This is a genomic window from Stutzerimonas stutzeri (assembly GCF_024448985.1).
GTDB lineage: Bacteria > Pseudomonadota > Gammaproteobacteria > Pseudomonadales > Pseudomonadaceae > Stutzerimonas > Stutzerimonas stutzeri_AP.
Window position 1 is genome coordinate 65,452 of record NZ_JAMOII010000011.1, and the last position, 15,960, is coordinate 81,411.

16 protein-coding genes are annotated in these 15,960 nt (G+C 58.7%); 10 read left to right on the forward strand and 6 right to left on the reverse strand.

The window, feature by feature from the left end:
- Positions 1-8: 8 nt before the first annotated feature.
- Complete coding sequence (gene gloB, locus NA647_RS13275; RefSeq protein ID WP_256058093.1) at positions 9-788, reverse strand: hydroxyacylglutathione hydrolase; 780 nt, start codon at positions 786-788, stop codon at positions 9-11.
- A 111-nt stretch (positions 789-899) separates the two neighbouring features.
- Here gloB and NA647_RS13280 point away from each other — a divergent pair, with 111 nt between their 5' ends.
- The 7 genes from NA647_RS13280 to nudC all read left to right on the forward strand — a co-directional run bounded on the left by NA647_RS13280 (position 900) and on the right by nudC (position 8,817).
- On the forward strand, positions 900-1,655 hold the full coding sequence (locus tag NA647_RS13280; protein ID WP_256058094.1) for a class I SAM-dependent methyltransferase: 756 nt from the start codon (positions 900-902) through the stop codon (positions 1,653-1,655).
- 15 nt (positions 1,656-1,670) lie between these two features.
- The gene (rnhA, locus tag NA647_RS13285) at positions 1,671-2,123 is read left to right on the forward strand and encodes a ribonuclease HI (protein WP_256058095.1); all 453 of its coding nucleotides are present in this window, start codon (positions 1,671-1,673) and stop codon (positions 2,121-2,123) included.
- Between the two features lie 12 nt (positions 2,124-2,135).
- Positions 2,136-2,897 carry a DNA polymerase III subunit epsilon gene (gene dnaQ / locus NA647_RS13290; protein WP_256058096.1) on the forward strand — a complete coding sequence of 254 codons (762 nt, stop codon included), beginning with the start codon at positions 2,136-2,138 and terminating at the stop codon, positions 2,895-2,897.
- A gap of 113 nt (positions 2,898-3,010) precedes the next feature.
- Positions 3,011-5,263 (forward strand): Orn/Lys/Arg decarboxylase N-terminal domain-containing protein, encoded by a 2,253-nt coding sequence (locus NA647_RS13295; protein ID WP_256058097.1) that lies wholly within the window; start codon positions 3,011-3,013, stop codon positions 5,261-5,263.
- 188 nt (positions 5,264-5,451) lie between these two features.
- The gene (locus NA647_RS13300; RefSeq protein WP_256058098.1) at positions 5,452-6,264 is read left to right on the forward strand and encodes a crotonase/enoyl-CoA hydratase family protein; all 813 of its coding nucleotides are present in this window, start codon (positions 5,452-5,454) and stop codon (positions 6,262-6,264) included.
- 37 nt (positions 6,265-6,301) lie between these two features.
- Entirely contained in the window at positions 6,302-7,984 is a 1,683-nt protein-coding gene (locus NA647_RS13305; RefSeq protein ID WP_256058099.1) for a ferrous iron transporter B, read from the forward strand.
- The gene (gene nudC / locus NA647_RS13310) at positions 7,984-8,817 is read left to right on the forward strand and encodes an NAD(+) diphosphatase (protein ID WP_256058100.1); all 834 of its coding nucleotides are present in this window, start codon (positions 7,984-7,986) and stop codon (positions 8,815-8,817) included. The genes NA647_RS13305 and nudC overlap by 1 nt, the downstream gene beginning before the upstream one ends.
- Here nudC and NA647_RS13315 read toward each other — a convergent pair.
- Positions 8,785-9,561, reverse strand: a complete 777-nt coding sequence (locus NA647_RS13315) for a TSUP family transporter (protein ID WP_256058101.1) — start codon at positions 9,559-9,561, stop codon at positions 8,785-8,787. The two genes, nudC and NA647_RS13315, sit on opposite strands and share 33 nt — an antisense overlap.
- A 220-nt stretch (positions 9,562-9,781) precedes the next feature.
- On the opposite strand from NA647_RS13315, the gene NA647_RS13320 reads away from it, so the two are divergent.
- Positions 9,782-10,429, forward strand: coding sequence for a hypothetical protein (locus tag NA647_RS13320; RefSeq protein ID WP_256058102.1), 648 nt, complete (start codon positions 9,782-9,784; stop codon positions 10,427-10,429).
- 56 nt (positions 10,430-10,485) lie between these two features.
- Here NA647_RS13320 and NA647_RS13325 read toward each other — a convergent pair whose 3' ends face one another.
- The 4 genes from NA647_RS13325 to NA647_RS13340 form a co-directional block, all read right to left on the reverse strand.
- Positions 10,486-11,253, reverse strand: coding sequence for an SDR family oxidoreductase (locus tag NA647_RS13325; protein WP_131648659.1), 768 nt, complete (start codon positions 11,251-11,253; stop codon positions 10,486-10,488).
- A 26-nt stretch (positions 11,254-11,279) separates the two neighbouring features.
- Positions 11,280-12,347, reverse strand: a complete 1,068-nt coding sequence (locus tag NA647_RS13330) for a phosphotransferase family protein (protein WP_256048644.1) — start codon at positions 12,345-12,347, stop codon at positions 11,280-11,282.
- A 236-nt stretch (positions 12,348-12,583) separates the two neighbouring features.
- Positions 12,584-12,898 carry an SCP2 sterol-binding domain-containing protein gene (locus tag NA647_RS13335; RefSeq protein ID WP_045427587.1) on the reverse strand — a complete coding sequence of 105 codons (315 nt, stop codon included), beginning with the start codon at positions 12,896-12,898 and terminating at the stop codon, positions 12,584-12,586.
- A 62-nt stretch (positions 12,899-12,960) separates the two neighbouring features.
- Positions 12,961-13,674: a histidine phosphatase family protein gene (locus NA647_RS13340; protein WP_256048643.1), complete on the reverse strand. Its 714-nt coding sequence runs from the start codon at positions 13,672-13,674 to the stop codon at positions 12,961-12,963.
- Positions 13,675-13,854: 180 nt separating this feature from the next.
- On the opposite strand from NA647_RS13340, the gene sohB reads away from it, so the two are divergent.
- The gene (gene sohB / locus NA647_RS13345) at positions 13,855-14,880 is read left to right on the forward strand and encodes a protease SohB (RefSeq protein WP_256048688.1); all 1,026 of its coding nucleotides are present in this window, start codon (positions 13,855-13,857) and stop codon (positions 14,878-14,880) included.
- A 10-nt stretch (positions 14,881-14,890) separates the two neighbouring features.
- On the forward strand, positions 14,891-15,883 hold the full coding sequence (locus NA647_RS13350) for a YhdH/YhfP family quinone oxidoreductase (RefSeq protein ID WP_256048642.1): 993 nt from the start codon (positions 14,891-14,893) through the stop codon (positions 15,881-15,883).
- Positions 15,884-15,960: the final 77 nt, after the last annotated feature.

Sequence of the window (15,960 nt, forward strand, 5' to 3'; positions counted from 1 at the left end):
CGACTCCGTCAGAAGCTATCTTTCCAGGCACGCAGGGCCGCGAAAACGGCTTCCGCTGTGGCAAGTTCGCGCCCTGCGTGCCGGCTTGCCGCAGCGGCCACGACCGGCTCGGTGCTACGCAGAAAGGGATTTGTGGCCAGCTCGGTGCGTAGATCGGAGGGGAGGGTGATGCGTTTCGCCTCACGCATCTGGACGACTCGTTCGAGGCGCTCGGCAATCGCCGGGTTGCCCGGCTCGACCGCTTGGGCAAAACGCAAATTGCTCAAGGTGTATTCGTGCGTGCAATAAACGCGTGTTTGCGCCGGCAGCGCTGCCAGCCGTCCTAGTGAGTTGAACATCTGGGCTGCGGTCCCCTCGAACAGGCGGCCGCAGCCTGCGGCAAAGAGGGTGTCGCCACTCAGCAGCCAAGGATCCTGAGGGTTGTCATGATAGTAGGCGATATGGCCGCTGGTATGGCCGGGTACCTCGATGACGTCCAGATCGTGATCGAGAATGCGGATGCGTTGTCCGTCGACTAGGGCTTCGTCCCGGGCAGGAATATTCTCTGCGGCCGGGCCGTAGATCCTGGCTTCATGTCGGGTCTTGAGTTGCTGCACCCCGCCCACATGATCGTGGTGGTGATGGGTTATCAATATATCGGTCAGACGCCAGTCGGGATGCGCGTCCAGCCACGTCTGAACGGGGGCGGCATCGCCTGGGTCCACCGCTACGCAGCGACGTTGCTCAGGATCCAGGAGCAGCCATATGTAGTTGTCGATGAACGCGGGCAGTGCTTCGATTTTCAACATGGGACCGGTCGCCAAGTCATTAGCAAAGGCGCATCCTAGCAGTCGAACTGGAAAGTTGAACCGACCGGTAGCATTTATCGGTTCGGCCGAACCGATGAACGGAGGCTAACCATGAGTGAGTCTTGTACCAAGTCGGATGATCGCTGGCTGTCGCTGATGAACGATGCCAGCGCCTGGTTCGACAGCCCGTCGGGCCATCAATTGCTGACGCAGGAGCAGCAGGCGATCGATCTACAGCTGTCGCGTTGTTTTGGCAGTTATCTGGTGCACTACGGCCCTTTTGCAAGCGCTCCGATCGAGTCGCAAAAAATCAAGCGCAGTGTCCGGTTGGGGCCGCCGCTTCCCGGAGTCGAGATCGTTTGCGAAGAGCAATCTTGGCCGATCGGTGAACATGCCGCTGATGTCGTCGTGGTTCAGCATGGCCTCGACTTCAGCCTGTCACCGCATGCCTTGCTGCGCGAAGCAGCTCGTAGCGTTCGGCCGGGCGGCCATCTGGTGATCGTCGGGGTCAATCCGTGGAGTGCCTGGGGGGCGGCGCGTTTGCTGTCACGCAAGGCCTTTCGCCACGCTCGCTGCATCCGCCCCACACGCGTCGGCGATTGGCTGAACCTGCTCGGATTCGCACTGGAGAAACGTCGGTTCGGGTGCTATTGTCCGCCGCTTTCTTCGAGCGCTTGGCAGGCGCGATTGTCCGGTATGGAGATCGCCGGCCAACGGCTGCAAATGCCTACTGGCGGTTTCTACCTGCTGGTGGCGCGAAAGCTGATGGTGGGGCTGCGTCCTCTGCGGCAAAGTCGTCGGGAGCGCATGGGTCAGCTGTTACCAATGCCGGTGGCGAAAGTCAGCCGCCGCGATGCCGAACAGTAAGGTCGAACATCCTTCATGAGTGATGACATAGTCGAGATATACACCGATGGCGCCTGCAAGGGTAATCCTGGTCCCGGTGGCTGGGGCGCGCTGCTTATCTATAAAGGTGTAGAGCGCGAACTTTGGGGGGGCGAAGCGGACACTACCAACAACCGTATGGAGTTGATGGCGGCGATTCGCGCATTGGAGGAGCTGAAAAGGTCATGCCCGGTGCGATTGGTAACCGACTCCCAATATGTCATGCAGGGCATCAACGATTGGATGCCCAACTGGAAGAAGCGCGGCTGGAAGACAGCTACCAAGCAGCCGGTAAAGAATGCTGATTTATGGCGGCTGCTGGATGAGCAAGTCAATCGCCATCAGGTGAGCTGGCAGTGGGTTCGCGGCCATACCGGCCACCCGGGTAACGAACGCGCCGATTTGCTGGCCAATCGCGGCGTAGTACAGGCGAAACGACAAACTGCTTGAGTGAGTTGAAATATGCGTAGCGTAGTGCTGGATACCGAAACCACCGGCATGCCGGTGACCGACGGCCACCGGATCATCGAAATCGGCTGTGTCGAAGTCATCGATCGTCGCCTGACCGGCCGGCATTATCACGTGTACCTGCAGCCGGATCGCGAAGTGGACGAGGGTGCAATCGCGGTCCACGGCATTACCAATGAGTTCCTGACTGACAAGCCAAGGTTTAGGGATGTCGCCGATGAGTTCTTCGAATTCATCAAGGGCGCCCAGCTGATCATTCACAACGCAGCGTTCGACGTCGGCTTCATCAACAATGAATTCGCCCTGCTCGGGCAGCAGGATCGCGCCGAGCTGAGCGATCACTGCGGCATTCTCGACACCCTGCTGATGGCCCGGGAGCGTCATCCAGGGCAGCGCAACAGCCTCGATGCGTTGTGCAAGCGTTACGGGGTAGACAACTCCGGTCGCGATCTGCACGGCGCTTTGCTCGATGCGGAAATTCTCGCCGACGTCTTCCTGACGATGACGGGCGGGCAGACCAATCTGTCCCTGGCCGGGGACGGCGCCGATTCTGAAAACGGCGGCCGCCAACAGGCGACGCCGATTCGGCGTCTGCATGCCGATAGAGCTGGAACCTTGGTCATTCGCGCCAGCGCTGAAGAAGTCGCTGCACATGCGGCGCGCATGCAGGCGATTGAAAAAGCTTCGGGGGCAGCACCGCTCTGGGTTCAGCTGGAACACCCCGCCGACATCGAGGCGGAAGCCTTGCCTGCTTGAAGCTTTAGCGCTGACGTAGGCTTTGCCGCGTCAGCCTGGTGCAATCGCATTTCACGCTTGGTGCTTGGGGGCGGACCTTCTACGCTGAAGGGGAACGCTCTCAGGAAGCACTCATGTACAAAGATCTGAAATTTCCCATCCTTATCGTTCATCGCGACATCAAGGCTGATACCGTCGCCGGCGAGCGGGTTCGCGAGATCGCGACTGAGCTCGAGCGCGACGGCTTTCATATTCTTCCTACCGCAAGCGCTGCTGAAGGCCGTATCGTCGCTTCGACGCACCATGGCTTGGCCTGCATATTGGTCGCTGCCGAAGGTGCGGGTGAGAATCAGCGACTGCTGCAGGACGTCGTAGGGTTGATCCGCGTTGCCCGGCGTCGTGCTCCACAGCTTCCTATATTTGCGTTGGGCGAGCAGATCACCATCGAGAACGCGCCGGCCGAAGCGATGGCCGATCTGAATGAGCTGCGTGGGCTGCTGTATCTCTTCGAGGATACGGTGCCCTTCCTGGCGCGGCAGGTGGCACGAGCCACACGCGCCTATCTGGAAGGCCTGCTGCCCCCGTTTTTCCGCGCGCTGGTTCAGCATACGGGCGACTCGAATTATTCGTGGCACACGCCGGGTCATGGCGGTGGGGTTGCTTTTCGCAAGAGCCCGGTCGGTCAGGCGTTTCACCAGTTTTTCGGCGAAAACACGCTGCGTTCCGACCTGTCGGTTTCCGTGCCCGAGCTCGGCTCGCTACTCGATCACACAGGTCCGCTGGCGGCGGCCGAGGCGCGTGCGGCGCGCAATTTTGGCGCCGATCATACGTTTTTCGTCATTAATGGCACATCGACTGCCAACAAGATCGTCTGGCACTCGATGGTGGCGCGCGACGACCTCGTACTGGTGGACCGTAACTGCCACAAGTCGATACTGCACTCGATCATCATGACCGGCGCGATTCCGCTTTATCTGACACCGTCACGCAACGAACTCGGCATCATCGGCCCCATCCCGCTCGACGAGTTTTCTCCAACGTCGATTCAAGCCAAGATTGACGCCAACCCGCTGACCCGGGGGCGTGCGCCGAGGGTGAAGCTGGCTGTCGTGACCAACTCCACCTACGACGGCCTCTGTTATAACGCAAACCTGATCAAGCGAACCCTCGGGAACAGCGTCGATGTGCTGCATTTCGACGAGGCTTGGTACGCCTATGCCGCGTTTCACGAGTTCTATGACGGCCGCTATGGAATGGACACGCGTGAGCAAGGGCCCCTGGTGTTCACCACCCACTCGACGCACAAGGTGCTGGCGGCTTTCAGCCAGGCCTCGATGATCCATGTGCTCGACAGCGAGCAGCGACAGCTGGATCGAGATCGCTTCAATGAAGCCTTCATGATGCATATCTCGACGTCGCCACAGTACGGCATTCTTGCATCGCTCGATGTGGCTTCGGCCATGATGGAAGGCCCTGCTGGCCGTTCGTTGATTCAGGAAACCTTCGACGAGGCGCTGAGCTTTCGGCGCGCGCTGGCCAATCTTCGACAGCATCTACCTGACGGCGACTGGTGGTTCAGCATCTGGCAGCCCACGGCGGCGGACGGAGCCGACGAGCTGGTTACGGCGGACTGGTTGCTGGAGCCTGAAGCGGACTGGCATGGTTTCGGCGACGTCGCGAACGACTACGTGCTGCTCGATCCGATCAAAGTCACGTTGGTCACCCCCGGGCTTACCGCGGGTGGCAAGCTGAGCGAGCGGGGTATTCCCGCGGCCGTCGTCAGTAAATTCCTCTGGGAGCGAGGCTTGGTGGTGGAGAAAACTGGTCTTTACTCGATCCTTGTTTTGTTTTCCATGGGAATCACCAAAGGCAAGTGGAGCACTTTGCTGACCGAGCTGCTGGAGTTCAAACGGCACTACGACAGCAACGTACCGCTGTGCGATGCGTTACCCACCGTGGTGCAGGCCGGCGGCAGCCAGTACCTCGGCATGGGACTGCAGGATCTTTGCGATTCGCTGCATGACTGCTATCGGGAAAATGCCACCGCCAAAGCGATGCGGCGGATGTATACGGCATTGCCTGCGTTGGCGATGAAACCCGCCGATGCCTATGACAAGCTGGTCCGAGGGGAGGTCGAGGCGGTGCCCATCGAAGCGCTGGAAGGCCGTATCGCCGCCGTGATGCTGGTGCCGTATCCGCCTGGCATTCCGCTGATCATGCCGGGCGAGCGGTTCACCGCCGAGACGCGCTCGATACTCGACTACCTCCAGTTCGCGCAACGTTTCGCTGCGCGCTTTCCGGGCTTCGATGCCGATGTCCACGGGTTGCAGCTAGAGGACTATCCGGGCGGCACGCGCTATACAGTCGATTGCATCCTGGAGGGATGATTGGTCGCCTTGTCGGTGTCGCCGAATGTCAAAGCTGATGATGCGCAAGGCCGTGGGCTGGATCACAACCTCCTCCATCGACTTTCACCCGGCTGTTGTTATAGTTGTTCGGCTGAGAACAGTCCCTGCGCAGGGACTGTTCAACCTGTTTCAGGCACTGAGGTGCCTCGGCTGTCGAGGATGATAGCGTGACTGAATACCAAGCCTTCCATGTGGAGTTGAAGGACAAAGTCGCTCATGTAGCGATCAACCGGCCGGACAAACTCAACGCCATGAACGCTGCGTTCTGGAGCGAAATCGTCGACATATTTCAATGGATTGACGATACGGATGAGGTTCGGGTGGTGGTGTTGTCCGGTGAGGGCAAACATTTTTCGGCCGGTATCGATCTGCAGCTGCTGGCACAGGCCGCCATGCAGATGGGCACGGATATCGGGCGCAACGCAGAAAGACTGCGCCGCCAGATACTCAAGCTTCAGGCTTCGTTCAATGCAGTGGATAACTGCCGCAAGCCGGTTATCGCAGCCATCCAGGGTTATTGCATCGGCGGTGCAATAGATCTCATCGCGGCATGCGATATGCGTTACAGCACGCTCGATGCGCAATTTTCCATCAAGGAAATCGATATGGGCATGGCTGCTGACGTCGGCACGCTGCAGCGCCTACCGCGAATCATTGGCGACGGAATGATGCGCGAACTCGCCTATACCGGACGAAGCGTGGATGGCCAGGAAGCGCAGGGCATTGGTTTGGTCAATCGGACCTATGTCGACCAACCCGCCCTCATGGCTGCCGTATTCGCACTCGCGGCTCAGATCGCCACGAAGTCGCCGGTCGCCATTCGCGGCACCAAACAAATGATCCGTTATATGCGAGACCACCGTGTCGACGATGGCCTCGAGTACATCGCTACCTGGAATGCGGCAATGCTTCAGTCGGCCGATCTCAAAGTGGCCATGGCCGCTCATATGAGCAAACAGAAACCGGATTTTGCCGACTGATGAACCATCTAAACGTTGCGCGGGAGGCGCGCTAAGCATGGTTACCGGAGCTACTTCACTCAGCCTGGTTCGCGATGAGTTATTCGCCACCATGGAGGAGGCCGAGCAGAGCCTCGAGCATTTCATCATCGATCGTAATAACGGCAGCCTTCTGCAACAGGCTGTCGAAAATCTCAAGCAGGTTCGCGGAACCCTGAAACTCATCGAGTTGACCGGAGCCGAGCTGCTCGCACAGGAAATGCTTCAGCTGGCAACCGATATTCCGGTTGGCGCGGGCGGCGAGCGCGATACGCAGCTGGCCGCGCTGAGCAACGCGCTGTACGTGCTGGAGCGCTACCTGGAAAGCGTCGACGCGACTCGTCAGGAAATGCCTGAACTGTTACTCCCGGCGATCAATGCGTTGCGCCTTGCCAGCGAGCAATCACCGTTGCCCGAAAGCTTTTTCTTCAGCGCTCGGCTAGACCATGCCCGGCCTCCGGTGGTTGCAGCGGTGCGGGAGCCTGCCGTACGAGCGACCGAAGCTCGGCGTTTGCGCCAGATGTATCAAGTCGGTCTGCTTGGCTTCATTCGCGAAGACAACGCTGCGGCGAGCCTCAAGCTTATGGCACGGGCGCTTAGCCGCTTGGATCTACTGTTCGCCAGTACGCCTGCAGGGCGTCTGTGCTGGCTGGGTAGCGCAGCTGTGGAGGCGCAGCTGGATGGTCAGCTGCTCCCGCGTCAATCGCGCAAACAGTTGTTCTCCAGGCTCGACCGTGAGCTTCGACAGCTCAGCGGCAATGCTACCTACGAGCCGCCGCGTGTTCTGCTCAAAGAGCTGCTGTATCTGGTTGCACTGGCAGAAAGTAACGGACCCATGGCTACCCAGGTTCGGGAAATCTTTTCTCTTGGCCCGCTTCCCTTTACCGATCACCTTCTCGAGGACGAGTCCCAGCGTCTTGCCGGTCCCGGTCAGGCAGTGATGCGCTCGTTGTCATCGGCGATTCGCGAGGAACTGGCAAGCCTCAAGGATCTGCTCGACCTCATCGAAAGACAAACGGCTCCGGCCGAATCCTATGCCACTCTGCACAGCCTGCTGGGCAAACTGGCAAAGACCCTGGGAATGGTCGGTCTGTCTTCGGCATCAAGCACCTTGCATGCACAGCTCGCGACAGTGTCGAGCTGGAGCGCGGGGGAGGCACCGGATTCGCCGGCTTTGCTCAAATTGGCCGATGCGGTGCTATACGTCGAAAGCATGGTTGCAAGCCTGGAGCGCGGCGAGCGTCGTGATACGCGTCCGCAAATTGCACAGCCAGGTCATGAGGCCGAAGCGTTCGCCAATCACCAACTCACCGAAGCTTGCATCGTTGTCATCGGAGAAGCGACCGCAGGCCTGGCATTGGCCAAGCGCGCCATTACTGCCTATCTGGAATCCAACGGAGAGAAGCTGCATCTGGCTAACGTCCCCTTCAGTCTGATGGCGGTTCGTGGCGGGCTGCACTTCTTGGAGCAGAATCGCGCCGCCGAGCTGATCGGTGCATGCGCTGACTTCATTCAGAAACAGATGCTCGAAGGCGTGCAGATGCCCTCTGAGCAAACGCTCGAGACACTGGCTGATGCGCTGACCAGCCTTGAGTACTACCTCGACGGCGGAGCGATACTGCGGCGTGACGATTCACGTGCCAGCGTGCTGGACCTCGCGACCGAGAGCGTCAAGGCATTGGGTCTTCCGGTGGCGGCCTGATGAGCTTGCGCTGGCAGCCGGCATTGCTTGACCCTGCGGGCGAAGGCGGGTGGGCGGTCGTACATTGCCAGCATGGCTTTCTTTTCGACGCCAATGGCGTGCTGTTTCCGAGAGGCTGGCTCAAACGCCTCGAGCTACCGCTGCTCAGCGAGCAGGGCTTGGGCTATTTCGACGGTGACCAGGTGTTTTTGCTGGAATTGGCGCATCCGGTCGAGGTGCCCGGTGCGGCCTGGCAAAGTCTGCGGCAACTCATGATGCAGGATGACGATACCGACAGATTCCGCATGCTGGGCTTCGCGGCACAGATCGGCACTTGGGCCAATCATCATCGTTTCTGCGGCAGTTGCGGCAACCCGATGCGTCAGCATCCGACGGAGCGGGCGATGCAATGTGAGACCTGCGGTATTCATCATTACCCGCGCATCTCCCCGAGCATGATCGTCCTTGTCACCCGTGGCGATGAACTGCTGCTGGCTCGTTCACCGCGGTTCGCTCCGGGTGTCTACAGTACGCTGGCAGGCTTCGTTGAGCCGGGCGAATCGGTTGAGCAATGTGTTCGACGCGAAGTGCATGAAGAGGTAGGCGTTTCGATCCAAGAGCCTCGGTACATTTGCAGCCAGGGCTGGCCGTTTCCGCACTCGCTCATGCTGGGGTTTCATGCCGACTACGCGTCAGGTGAAATCGTGATGCAACCTGAAGAGATCGAAGATGCCGGCTGGTTCTCCATCCATGATCTGCCCGCACTCCCGGCCCACAAATCCATAGCACGTTACCTGATCGAGCTGTATCTGGCGCAACGGCTAGGCCGCCCCGAACCAATGCTGCCAGGCTAACCGCAGGCTCAGCACCAGTACGACCGAAATGAAGATCGGCCGGATGAACCTTGATCCGCCCTGGATCGCCGTGCGTGCGCCAAGGTAGGCGCCGCCCATCAAGGCGATACCCATCCCGATACCCAACGCCCAGGCAACGTGGCCGCTGATGATGAACACGGCGAGTGCGACACCGTTGCTAACGAAGTTCATGCTGCGTGCCACGCCGCTGGCCCTGAGCAGGTCGAGTGGGTAAAGAAGCATGTTGCTGACCGTCCAGAATGCCCCAGTACCGGGGCCGGCTATGCCATCGTAGAAGCCCAGCGTCAGGCCCTGTGGCCATTGGCGGCGCTTGCCGATTGGCGCAGCGTCGGCTCGTGGCGTGGTCGGAACACGACCAAAAAGCAGATACAGTCCGCAGCCGAAAACCACCAGGGGCAGTAGTTGATTAAGCCAGTGAGCCGGGATCAAATGTGCCAGTCCAGCACCCAGCGCTGCTCCGATGGCGGTGGCCACGAGCGCGAATCGCCATTGCGCCGGATCGAACAGCTTGCGGCGATAAAAGGTGTAGCTCGCCATGGCCGAGCCGAATGTCGCAGACAGTTTGTTGGTGCCGAGAACCAGATGCGGCGGCAGGCCCGCAGTCAGCAATGCGGGTAGCGTCAATAGCCCACCCCCACCGGCAATCGCATCGATGAACCCTGCTAGAAAGGCTACGGCCATGAGGGCGGCCAGCACCAGAGGGTCCGCAGCGAATTCAAGCATCGGTATGGGTTCTCGTAAGCGAACAAGGAGATCACAGGCGATGCATGATGCCGTTTGCATCGTGATAAGCCAATGGCATGCCGTTCAACACGGCTTCCTTGCTGTTCACCAAGAGAAAGGCAGCAGAATGTCGACTCGTTGCCACTGTTCCGATCTGTCGCTGGATGCATGATGTGGGGCTGCGGATAATGCCCCGTCAGGTTTGTAGGGAAGGCGGGTCATGCAATATCTGGGGCTGGCAGTGGTTGTCGCGCTAGTCGCGTTCATCATTGCACTGATAGCGGTACGCATGCTGTTTGGCGGAAATTGGCTGCTTGGCTGGTTGCGCGGCACCTTCGGTATGCTGGTCCTCGCGCTGGCTGGGCTGATCGGCCTGATTGCCTGGGACGTCAAAACTTATCAGCCCCTCGCCCAGGGCAAGCCGCTGGCTTCGCTGTCATTTCAGGCCGATGGTCAACAGCGCTACCAAGTCAGGATCGAGGAAGATAAGCATGTCCGCTTTGTCACGCTGGAAGGCGATCTCTGGCAACTCGATTTGCGGGCGCTTCACTGGAAGAGTTTGGCGGCATTGATTGGTTTGAAGCCCGGCTACCGACTTGAGAAGCTTTCGGGGCGTTACCTGGCCGTCGAGCAGCAGAATCAGGCTCGTCATCCGTACGTCGAGCTCGGACATAGCTGGAGCGGAGTGGATTTCTGGAACTGGCTGCAGCGTTGTCGCTGCGCATCACTGATGTTCGAGGCGCAGGCCCGGCGAATCAGCTATCTGCCAATCGCTGATGGCGCTGTCTATACATTGGAGATGGCTCCCACCGGATTGCGGGCGAAGCCGGCGAATACCGCTGCCGAGCAGGCAATGAAGAATTGGTGACGTCGAGGACTCAGAAAAAAGGGAACCCTAGGTTCCCTTTCGTCGTTTAAGCCTGATCAGGCAAGGTAGCCGCCGTCCACGTTGAGCGACAAGCCGGTGGTGTAGCTCGATGCATCGCTGGCCAGATACAGGACGGCACCGGCCATTTCACTTGGGTCGGCGACGCGATGCAGCGGGATATGACGCAGCGCTTCTTCACGGATCGAGTCGTTCTTGACCAGTGCCGAGGCGAACTTGGTGTCAGTCAGGCCTGGTAGCAAAGCGTTGCAGCGAATGCCCTGCGGTGCGCATTCCTTGGCAAAAGCCTTGGTCATGTTGATGACCGCGGCCTTGGTGACCGAATAGATCCCCTGGAAATTGCCCGGTGTCACGCCGTTGATGGACGCAACGTTGATGATGCTGCCGCCACCATGCTCGCGCATCAACTTACCAGCCTCGACGGACATGAAGAAATAACCGCGAATGTTCACGTCGACGGTCTTTTGGAATGCCGAGACGTCGGTATCGAGGATGTGACAGAACTGCGGGTTGGTCGCTGCGTTGTTGACCAGAATATCCAGCCGGCCAAACTGCTCCCGAATCTGAGCGAAGACGGCCTGGATCTGCTCCAGCTCACCAATGTGGCAGGCCACCGGTGTCGCCTTGCCACCCGCGGCAACGATTGCATCCGCGACAGCCTGGCAGCCTTCGATCTTGCGGCTGGAAACAATGACGTGGGCACCTTGCTGAGCCAGAAGCTTGGCAATCGCCTCGCCGATACCGCGGCTGGCGCCTGATACGAACGCGATCTTGCCGTCCAGATCGAACAGAGTGGTTTTGCTCATGGAGTGTTTCCTCTTGGGGAGCTGTGTTACAGCTTCGATTTGTTAATGACTTGCAGACTCACATGCTCGAGCAGGGCGTTCATCTGAACGAACCTCGCGAATCGCTTGTCCTGCGTCTGGCCGTGGAAATACCGGTAGTAGATCTGCTGCACGATAGCGGCGAGGCGGAACAGGCCGTAGGTGTAGTAGTAGTCGAAGTTGTCGATGCGAATGCCAGCACGCTCGGCGTAGTAATCGACGAATTGCTGGCGAGTCAGCATGCCTGGAGCGTTGCTGGGCTGCTTGCGGATCAACTGCATAGGAGGCGGATCCGTCGCTTCGATCCAATAAGCGAGCGTATTACCCAGATCCATCAGTGGGTCACCAAGGGTAGTCATTTCCCAGTCCAGGACGCCGATGATCTCCATTGGGTTATCTGGGCTGAGAATCACATTGTCGAATCGGTAGTCGTTGTGAACGATTGCCGGCTTGTGATGATCCGCTGGCATCTTATCGCGCAGCCAGGCCTTTACCTGTCCCCAGGCGGGTGCGTCAGGCGTGATCGCCCGCTCGTAACGGTCGATCCAGCCGTTGATCTGACGTTGCACGTAACCTTCGGGTTTGCCTAGGTCGCCCAGGCCGCAGCTGTTGTAATCGACGTTGTGGAGCTCGACGAACTTGTCGACGAAGCTTTTGCACAGCGCGGTCGTTTGGTCTGGGGTGAAGCCCAGCTCGGCGGGAATATCCTCTCGCAAGATGATGCCCTTGACGCGCTCCATGACATAGAACTCGGCACCTATAAGCGTCTCGTCAGTGCAATACGCATAGGCTTTGGGACAGTATGGAAAACCAGCGTTTAGCTGATTGAGAATCCGATACTCGCGGCCCATGTCGTGTGCCGACTTGGCCTTGTGGCCAAACGGAGGGCGACGTAGCACGAACTCCTGCTTCGGATATTCCAGCAGATAAGTCAGGTTGGACGCGCCCCCTGGGAACTGCGTGATATCCGGTGTGCCTTCCAGACCAGAAATCTGGCCTTTCAGGTACTGGTCGATGACGTCGGTAGGCAGCTCTTCACCGTCTCGTATGCGGCTGGTCTGATCTGTTAATGCCATGCTTGTCCCTTTTTATAATCGATGCCGATGAGCAGGTCATTGGCAGGCGCGCATTCGATACCCTCTGACCATTCGGCGTTCGTAATCTAATGTGCGGTACGGGCATCACCAAGCAAAGTGCGTTGTTATTGGCCGGGGTGTTGCCGTGTAATCAAGCTGCTTAATGCATGAACGTCCGTAAAAAGCGCATAAAAAAGCCGAAGTCATGCGACTTCGGCTTTTTACGCAACGGCTGATCAGGCCGGGAACAGTTCGCTCAGCTTCAGAGCAAGCATCATGTCGCCCTCGGCGCGCAGCTTGCCGGCCATGAATGCCTGCATGCCGTCGGTTTCGCCGCTGATGACGCCCTGCATGGTTTCGCTATCCATGATCAGCGTTACGTTGGCGTCGGCAGACTCACCTTTGTGGAAGTCGCAGGTGCCGTCTTTGACGACGAGGTAGTAGTTCTCTGCATCGGTAATGTTGAACTGGAAAACCAGATCCAGGCCGGCCGCAGCGCTGGGATTGAACTTGGCCTTCATGCCCTGAATGGTTTCGTCGACGTTGCTCATCGGATATGTCCCTTTGTTGTCGTGGAATAAACATGCAGCCTCGGGCTGCAGGCGGCTGGAGCTTATCGGTAGGTGACGAGCTCCGGATTTTTCATCAGATCCAGATGTACATGACTATTGAACGTCGCCAGCGCGACATCACGATCACGGAATCTGAGTCGACTGAGTGAGGTGTTGACGATCTGCCAGTTCAATTCGAACGCCTTGATGGGCGGCACACCGATGACCAATTGAAGCAGTGCCGTAATGGTGCCGCCAGATGTGAAGACGGCGATACGGTCTTTTTTGTCTGCCTGGTCGAGTAGCCGGTTCAGGCCGTCCTGAACGCGGTCGATGAAACACTGCCAGCTTTCCAGGTCGTCCTTTTCATGTTCGCCAGACACCCAGCGCTGAATGACGTACTGAAACAGGCGTTGAAATTCGGCCCGGTGATCGGCTGCGTTGGCAAGGATTTGCATAGCCTTGGGTTCGAAGGCCAGCAGATCGGCCATGTGCGCACGAATCACCTCGTCGGCATGAAACTCATTGAAGGCTGGATCTATTTCCAGTGGCGGCAACGGCCTGTCTTGGCAAGAACTCATGCGCTCAAGAGTCGTCTTCGCCGTGTCCTGCTGACGCTCCAACTCTCCACTCAAGCAGCGGTCGAAGCGAATATCCAGTTGGTTGAAATAATTGCCCAACGCAGCTGATTGCTGAAAGCCGAGCGGTGAGAGCACATCGTAGTTGTCCGCGCCAAACGACGCCTGACCATGTCTGATCAGGTAGATACTACCCATGCTCCGCTCCAGGTCCCCTGTTTTCGCGAGGGTAGGGGGATCGTTCTGGAGTGTCAACGATAAATCATACGTTTGTTTGAATTGAGCTCTGCTGGCTCAGATAGACGAGTACTCGGTATGCTTGGCCGGTTTGTGCCACGCTGCGTCTCTGCTGGCGACCCTTTAATCCTAGGAGGATCTGTGGACTTTCTTGCTGACTATGCAAGCTTTCTGGCGAAGACCGTAACCTTGGTGGTTGCTGTGCTGGTGGTGCTTATTGCGCTCGCCTCGTTGCGGCGTGGGCGGTCTCGGCATTCGGGCGGCCACCTCGAAGTCCATAAGTTGAACGACTTTTACAAATCGATGCGTGAGCGCCTCGAGCAATCGTTGGTCGACAAGGATCAGCTCAAGCTGCAGCGCAAGCGTGAGGCCAAAGCCGCCAAGCTGGCAAAGAAAAATCTGGAGAGCCGTCCGCGGGTGTTTGTGCTCGATTTCGATGGAGACATCAAGGCGTCGGCGGTCGACAACCTTCGTCATGAAATTACCGCACTGCTGACCCTCGCTACGCCGCAGGACGAGGTCGTTCTCCGCCTGGAAAGCGGCGGCGGCATGGTTCACGGTTATGGGCTCGCTGCCTCGCAGCTGGTTCGCATCCGTGATGCGGGCGTTCCGCTGACGGTGTGCGTCGACAAGGTCGCCGCAAGCGGCGGGTACATGATGGCGTGCATCGGCCAGAAAATTCTCAGCGCACCTTTTGCAATCCTTGGCTCCATCGGTGTTGTCGCCCAGTTGCCGAACGTGCATCGGCTACTGAAGAAGCACGATGTCGATGTCGAGGTGCTGACCGCTGGTGAATACAAGCGAACTCTGACGATTTTTGGCGAAAACACCGAGAAAGGGCGGGAGAAGTTCCAGGACGATTTGGAAACGACACACGAACTGTTCAAGAATTTTGTCGCGCGGTATCGCCAGCAAGTGTCGATCGATGATGTCGCCACTGGCGAGGTCTGGCTCGGTATCGCGGCCCTCGGCAAGCGGTTGGTTGACGAGTTGAAGACCAGCGATGAATACCTGGCTGCCCGGGCTCGCGAAGCGGACTTATTCCAACTGCATTACGCGGAGAAGAAGAGCCTACCCGAGCGGTTCGGCATGGCCGCCAGCGCTACCCTTGAGCACGGCCTGCTAAAGGGCTGGACACGACTCAATGAACAACGATTCTGGCAATGAGGGGTAACTGATGAGTAGCTTCAAGGCACTGCAAACCAGCGAAAGCGCAGAGGGTCGTTTCGAAACGCGCATCATCGAGCGGGAGGTTAGCGAACTGCCCGCTGGCGAGGTGCTGATTCGCGTCAGCTACTCATCGCTGAACTACAAAGATGCCCTGTCCGCCAGCGGCAATCGCGGCGTCACTCGTAACTACCCGCATACGCCAGGCATCGACGCAGCAGGCATCGTCGTCGAGTCGAGTGCCTCGGGCTACTCCGAAGGTGACGAGGTGATCGTTACCGGTTATGACCTGGGAATGAACACAGCAGGCGGCTTCGGCCAGCTCATTCGTGTGCCGGCGACGTGGGTGATCAAGCGTCCGTCCGGACTCTCCTTGCGTGAAGCGATGGCCCTCGGAACCGCAGGCCTGACCGCTGCGCTTTGCGTGGACAAGCTTGAGCGGGCGGGCCTCGTGCCGGGCGACGCGCCAGTTCTGGTGACTGGCGCGACCGGAGGCGTTGGCAGTATCGCGGTCGCATTGCTGTCCCGGCTCGGCTACAACGTGGCCGCCGTGACGGGCAAAGTCGAACAGACGCAGTTTCTGACCAGCCTTGGCGCCACGCAGGTGATCGAGCGTAGCGTGCTGCAATCCGGCACCGAAAAACCGATGCTCAAGGAGCAATGGGCGGGTGCTGTCGATACCGTGGGTGGCGACATTCTGTTCAACGTCATCAAGTCCCTGCAGCGCGGTGCCAGTGTCGCTTGCTGTGGCCTGACCGCTGGAACGAATTTCCAAGCCAATGTACTGCCGTTCATCCTTCGCGGCGTGAATCTGCTTGGCGTCGACTCGGTCGAGATTCCAAGAAGCACGAAGGCTTCGATGTGGGACAAGTTGTCGACCCAATGGAAGCTACCGAACCTGAATGAACTGGTGCAGGAAATTTCCATGGAAGAACTGCCACAGGCGATCGAGCGAATGCTGGCGGGCCAACAAACAGGACGAATGCTGGTGCGGCTCGACTGAACGCTATTGGCTGTATAGCCAGAACCGATTTCGTTGCGGCAGTTGTTTGCGAGAAGCTAGCGCCACTTCAACGCAAC

Excerpts from the sequence above, each read along its gene's own strand:
- rnhA (WP_256058095.1), top strand. The coding sequence starts at position 1,671 with ATGAGTGATGACATAGTCGAGATATACACCGATGGCGCCTGCAAGGGT.
- NA647_RS13330 (WP_256048644.1), bottom strand. The coding sequence starts at position 12,347 with ATGGCATTAACAGATCAGACCAGCCGCATACGAGACGGTGAAGAGCTG.
- NA647_RS13305 (WP_256058099.1), top strand. The coding sequence starts at position 6,302 with ATGGTTACCGGAGCTACTTCACTCAGCCTGGTTCGCGATGAGTTATTC.
- NA647_RS13315 (WP_256058101.1), bottom strand. The coding sequence starts at position 9,561 with ATGCTTGAATTCGCTGCGGACCCTCTGGTGCTGGCCGCCCTCATGGCC.
- nudC (WP_256058100.1), top strand. The coding sequence starts at position 7,984 with ATGAGCTTGCGCTGGCAGCCGGCATTGCTTGACCCTGCGGGCGAAGGC.
- NA647_RS13325 (WP_131648659.1), bottom strand. The coding sequence starts at position 11,253 with ATGAGCAAAACCACTCTGTTCGATCTGGACGGCAAGATCGCGTTCGTA.
- NA647_RS13295 (WP_256058097.1), top strand. The coding sequence starts at position 3,011 with ATGTACAAAGATCTGAAATTTCCCATCCTTATCGTTCATCGCGACATC.
- gloB (WP_256058093.1), bottom strand. The coding sequence starts at position 788 with ATGTTGAAAATCGAAGCACTGCCCGCGTTCATCGACAACTACATATGG.
- NA647_RS13340 (WP_256048643.1), bottom strand. The coding sequence starts at position 13,674 with ATGGGTAGTATCTACCTGATCAGACATGGTCAGGCGTCGTTTGGCGCG.
- NA647_RS13320 (WP_256058102.1), top strand. The coding sequence starts at position 9,782 with ATGCAATATCTGGGGCTGGCAGTGGTTGTCGCGCTAGTCGCGTTCATC.
- NA647_RS13350 (WP_256048642.1), top strand. The coding sequence starts at position 14,891 with ATGAGTAGCTTCAAGGCACTGCAAACCAGCGAAAGCGCAGAGGGTCGT.
- dnaQ (WP_256058096.1), top strand. The coding sequence starts at position 2,136 with ATGCGTAGCGTAGTGCTGGATACCGAAACCACCGGCATGCCGGTGACC.
- NA647_RS13335 (WP_045427587.1), bottom strand. The coding sequence starts at position 12,898 with ATGAGCAACGTCGACGAAACCATTCAGGGCATGAAGGCCAAGTTCAAT.
- NA647_RS13280 (WP_256058094.1), top strand. The coding sequence starts at position 900 with ATGAGTGAGTCTTGTACCAAGTCGGATGATCGCTGGCTGTCGCTGATG.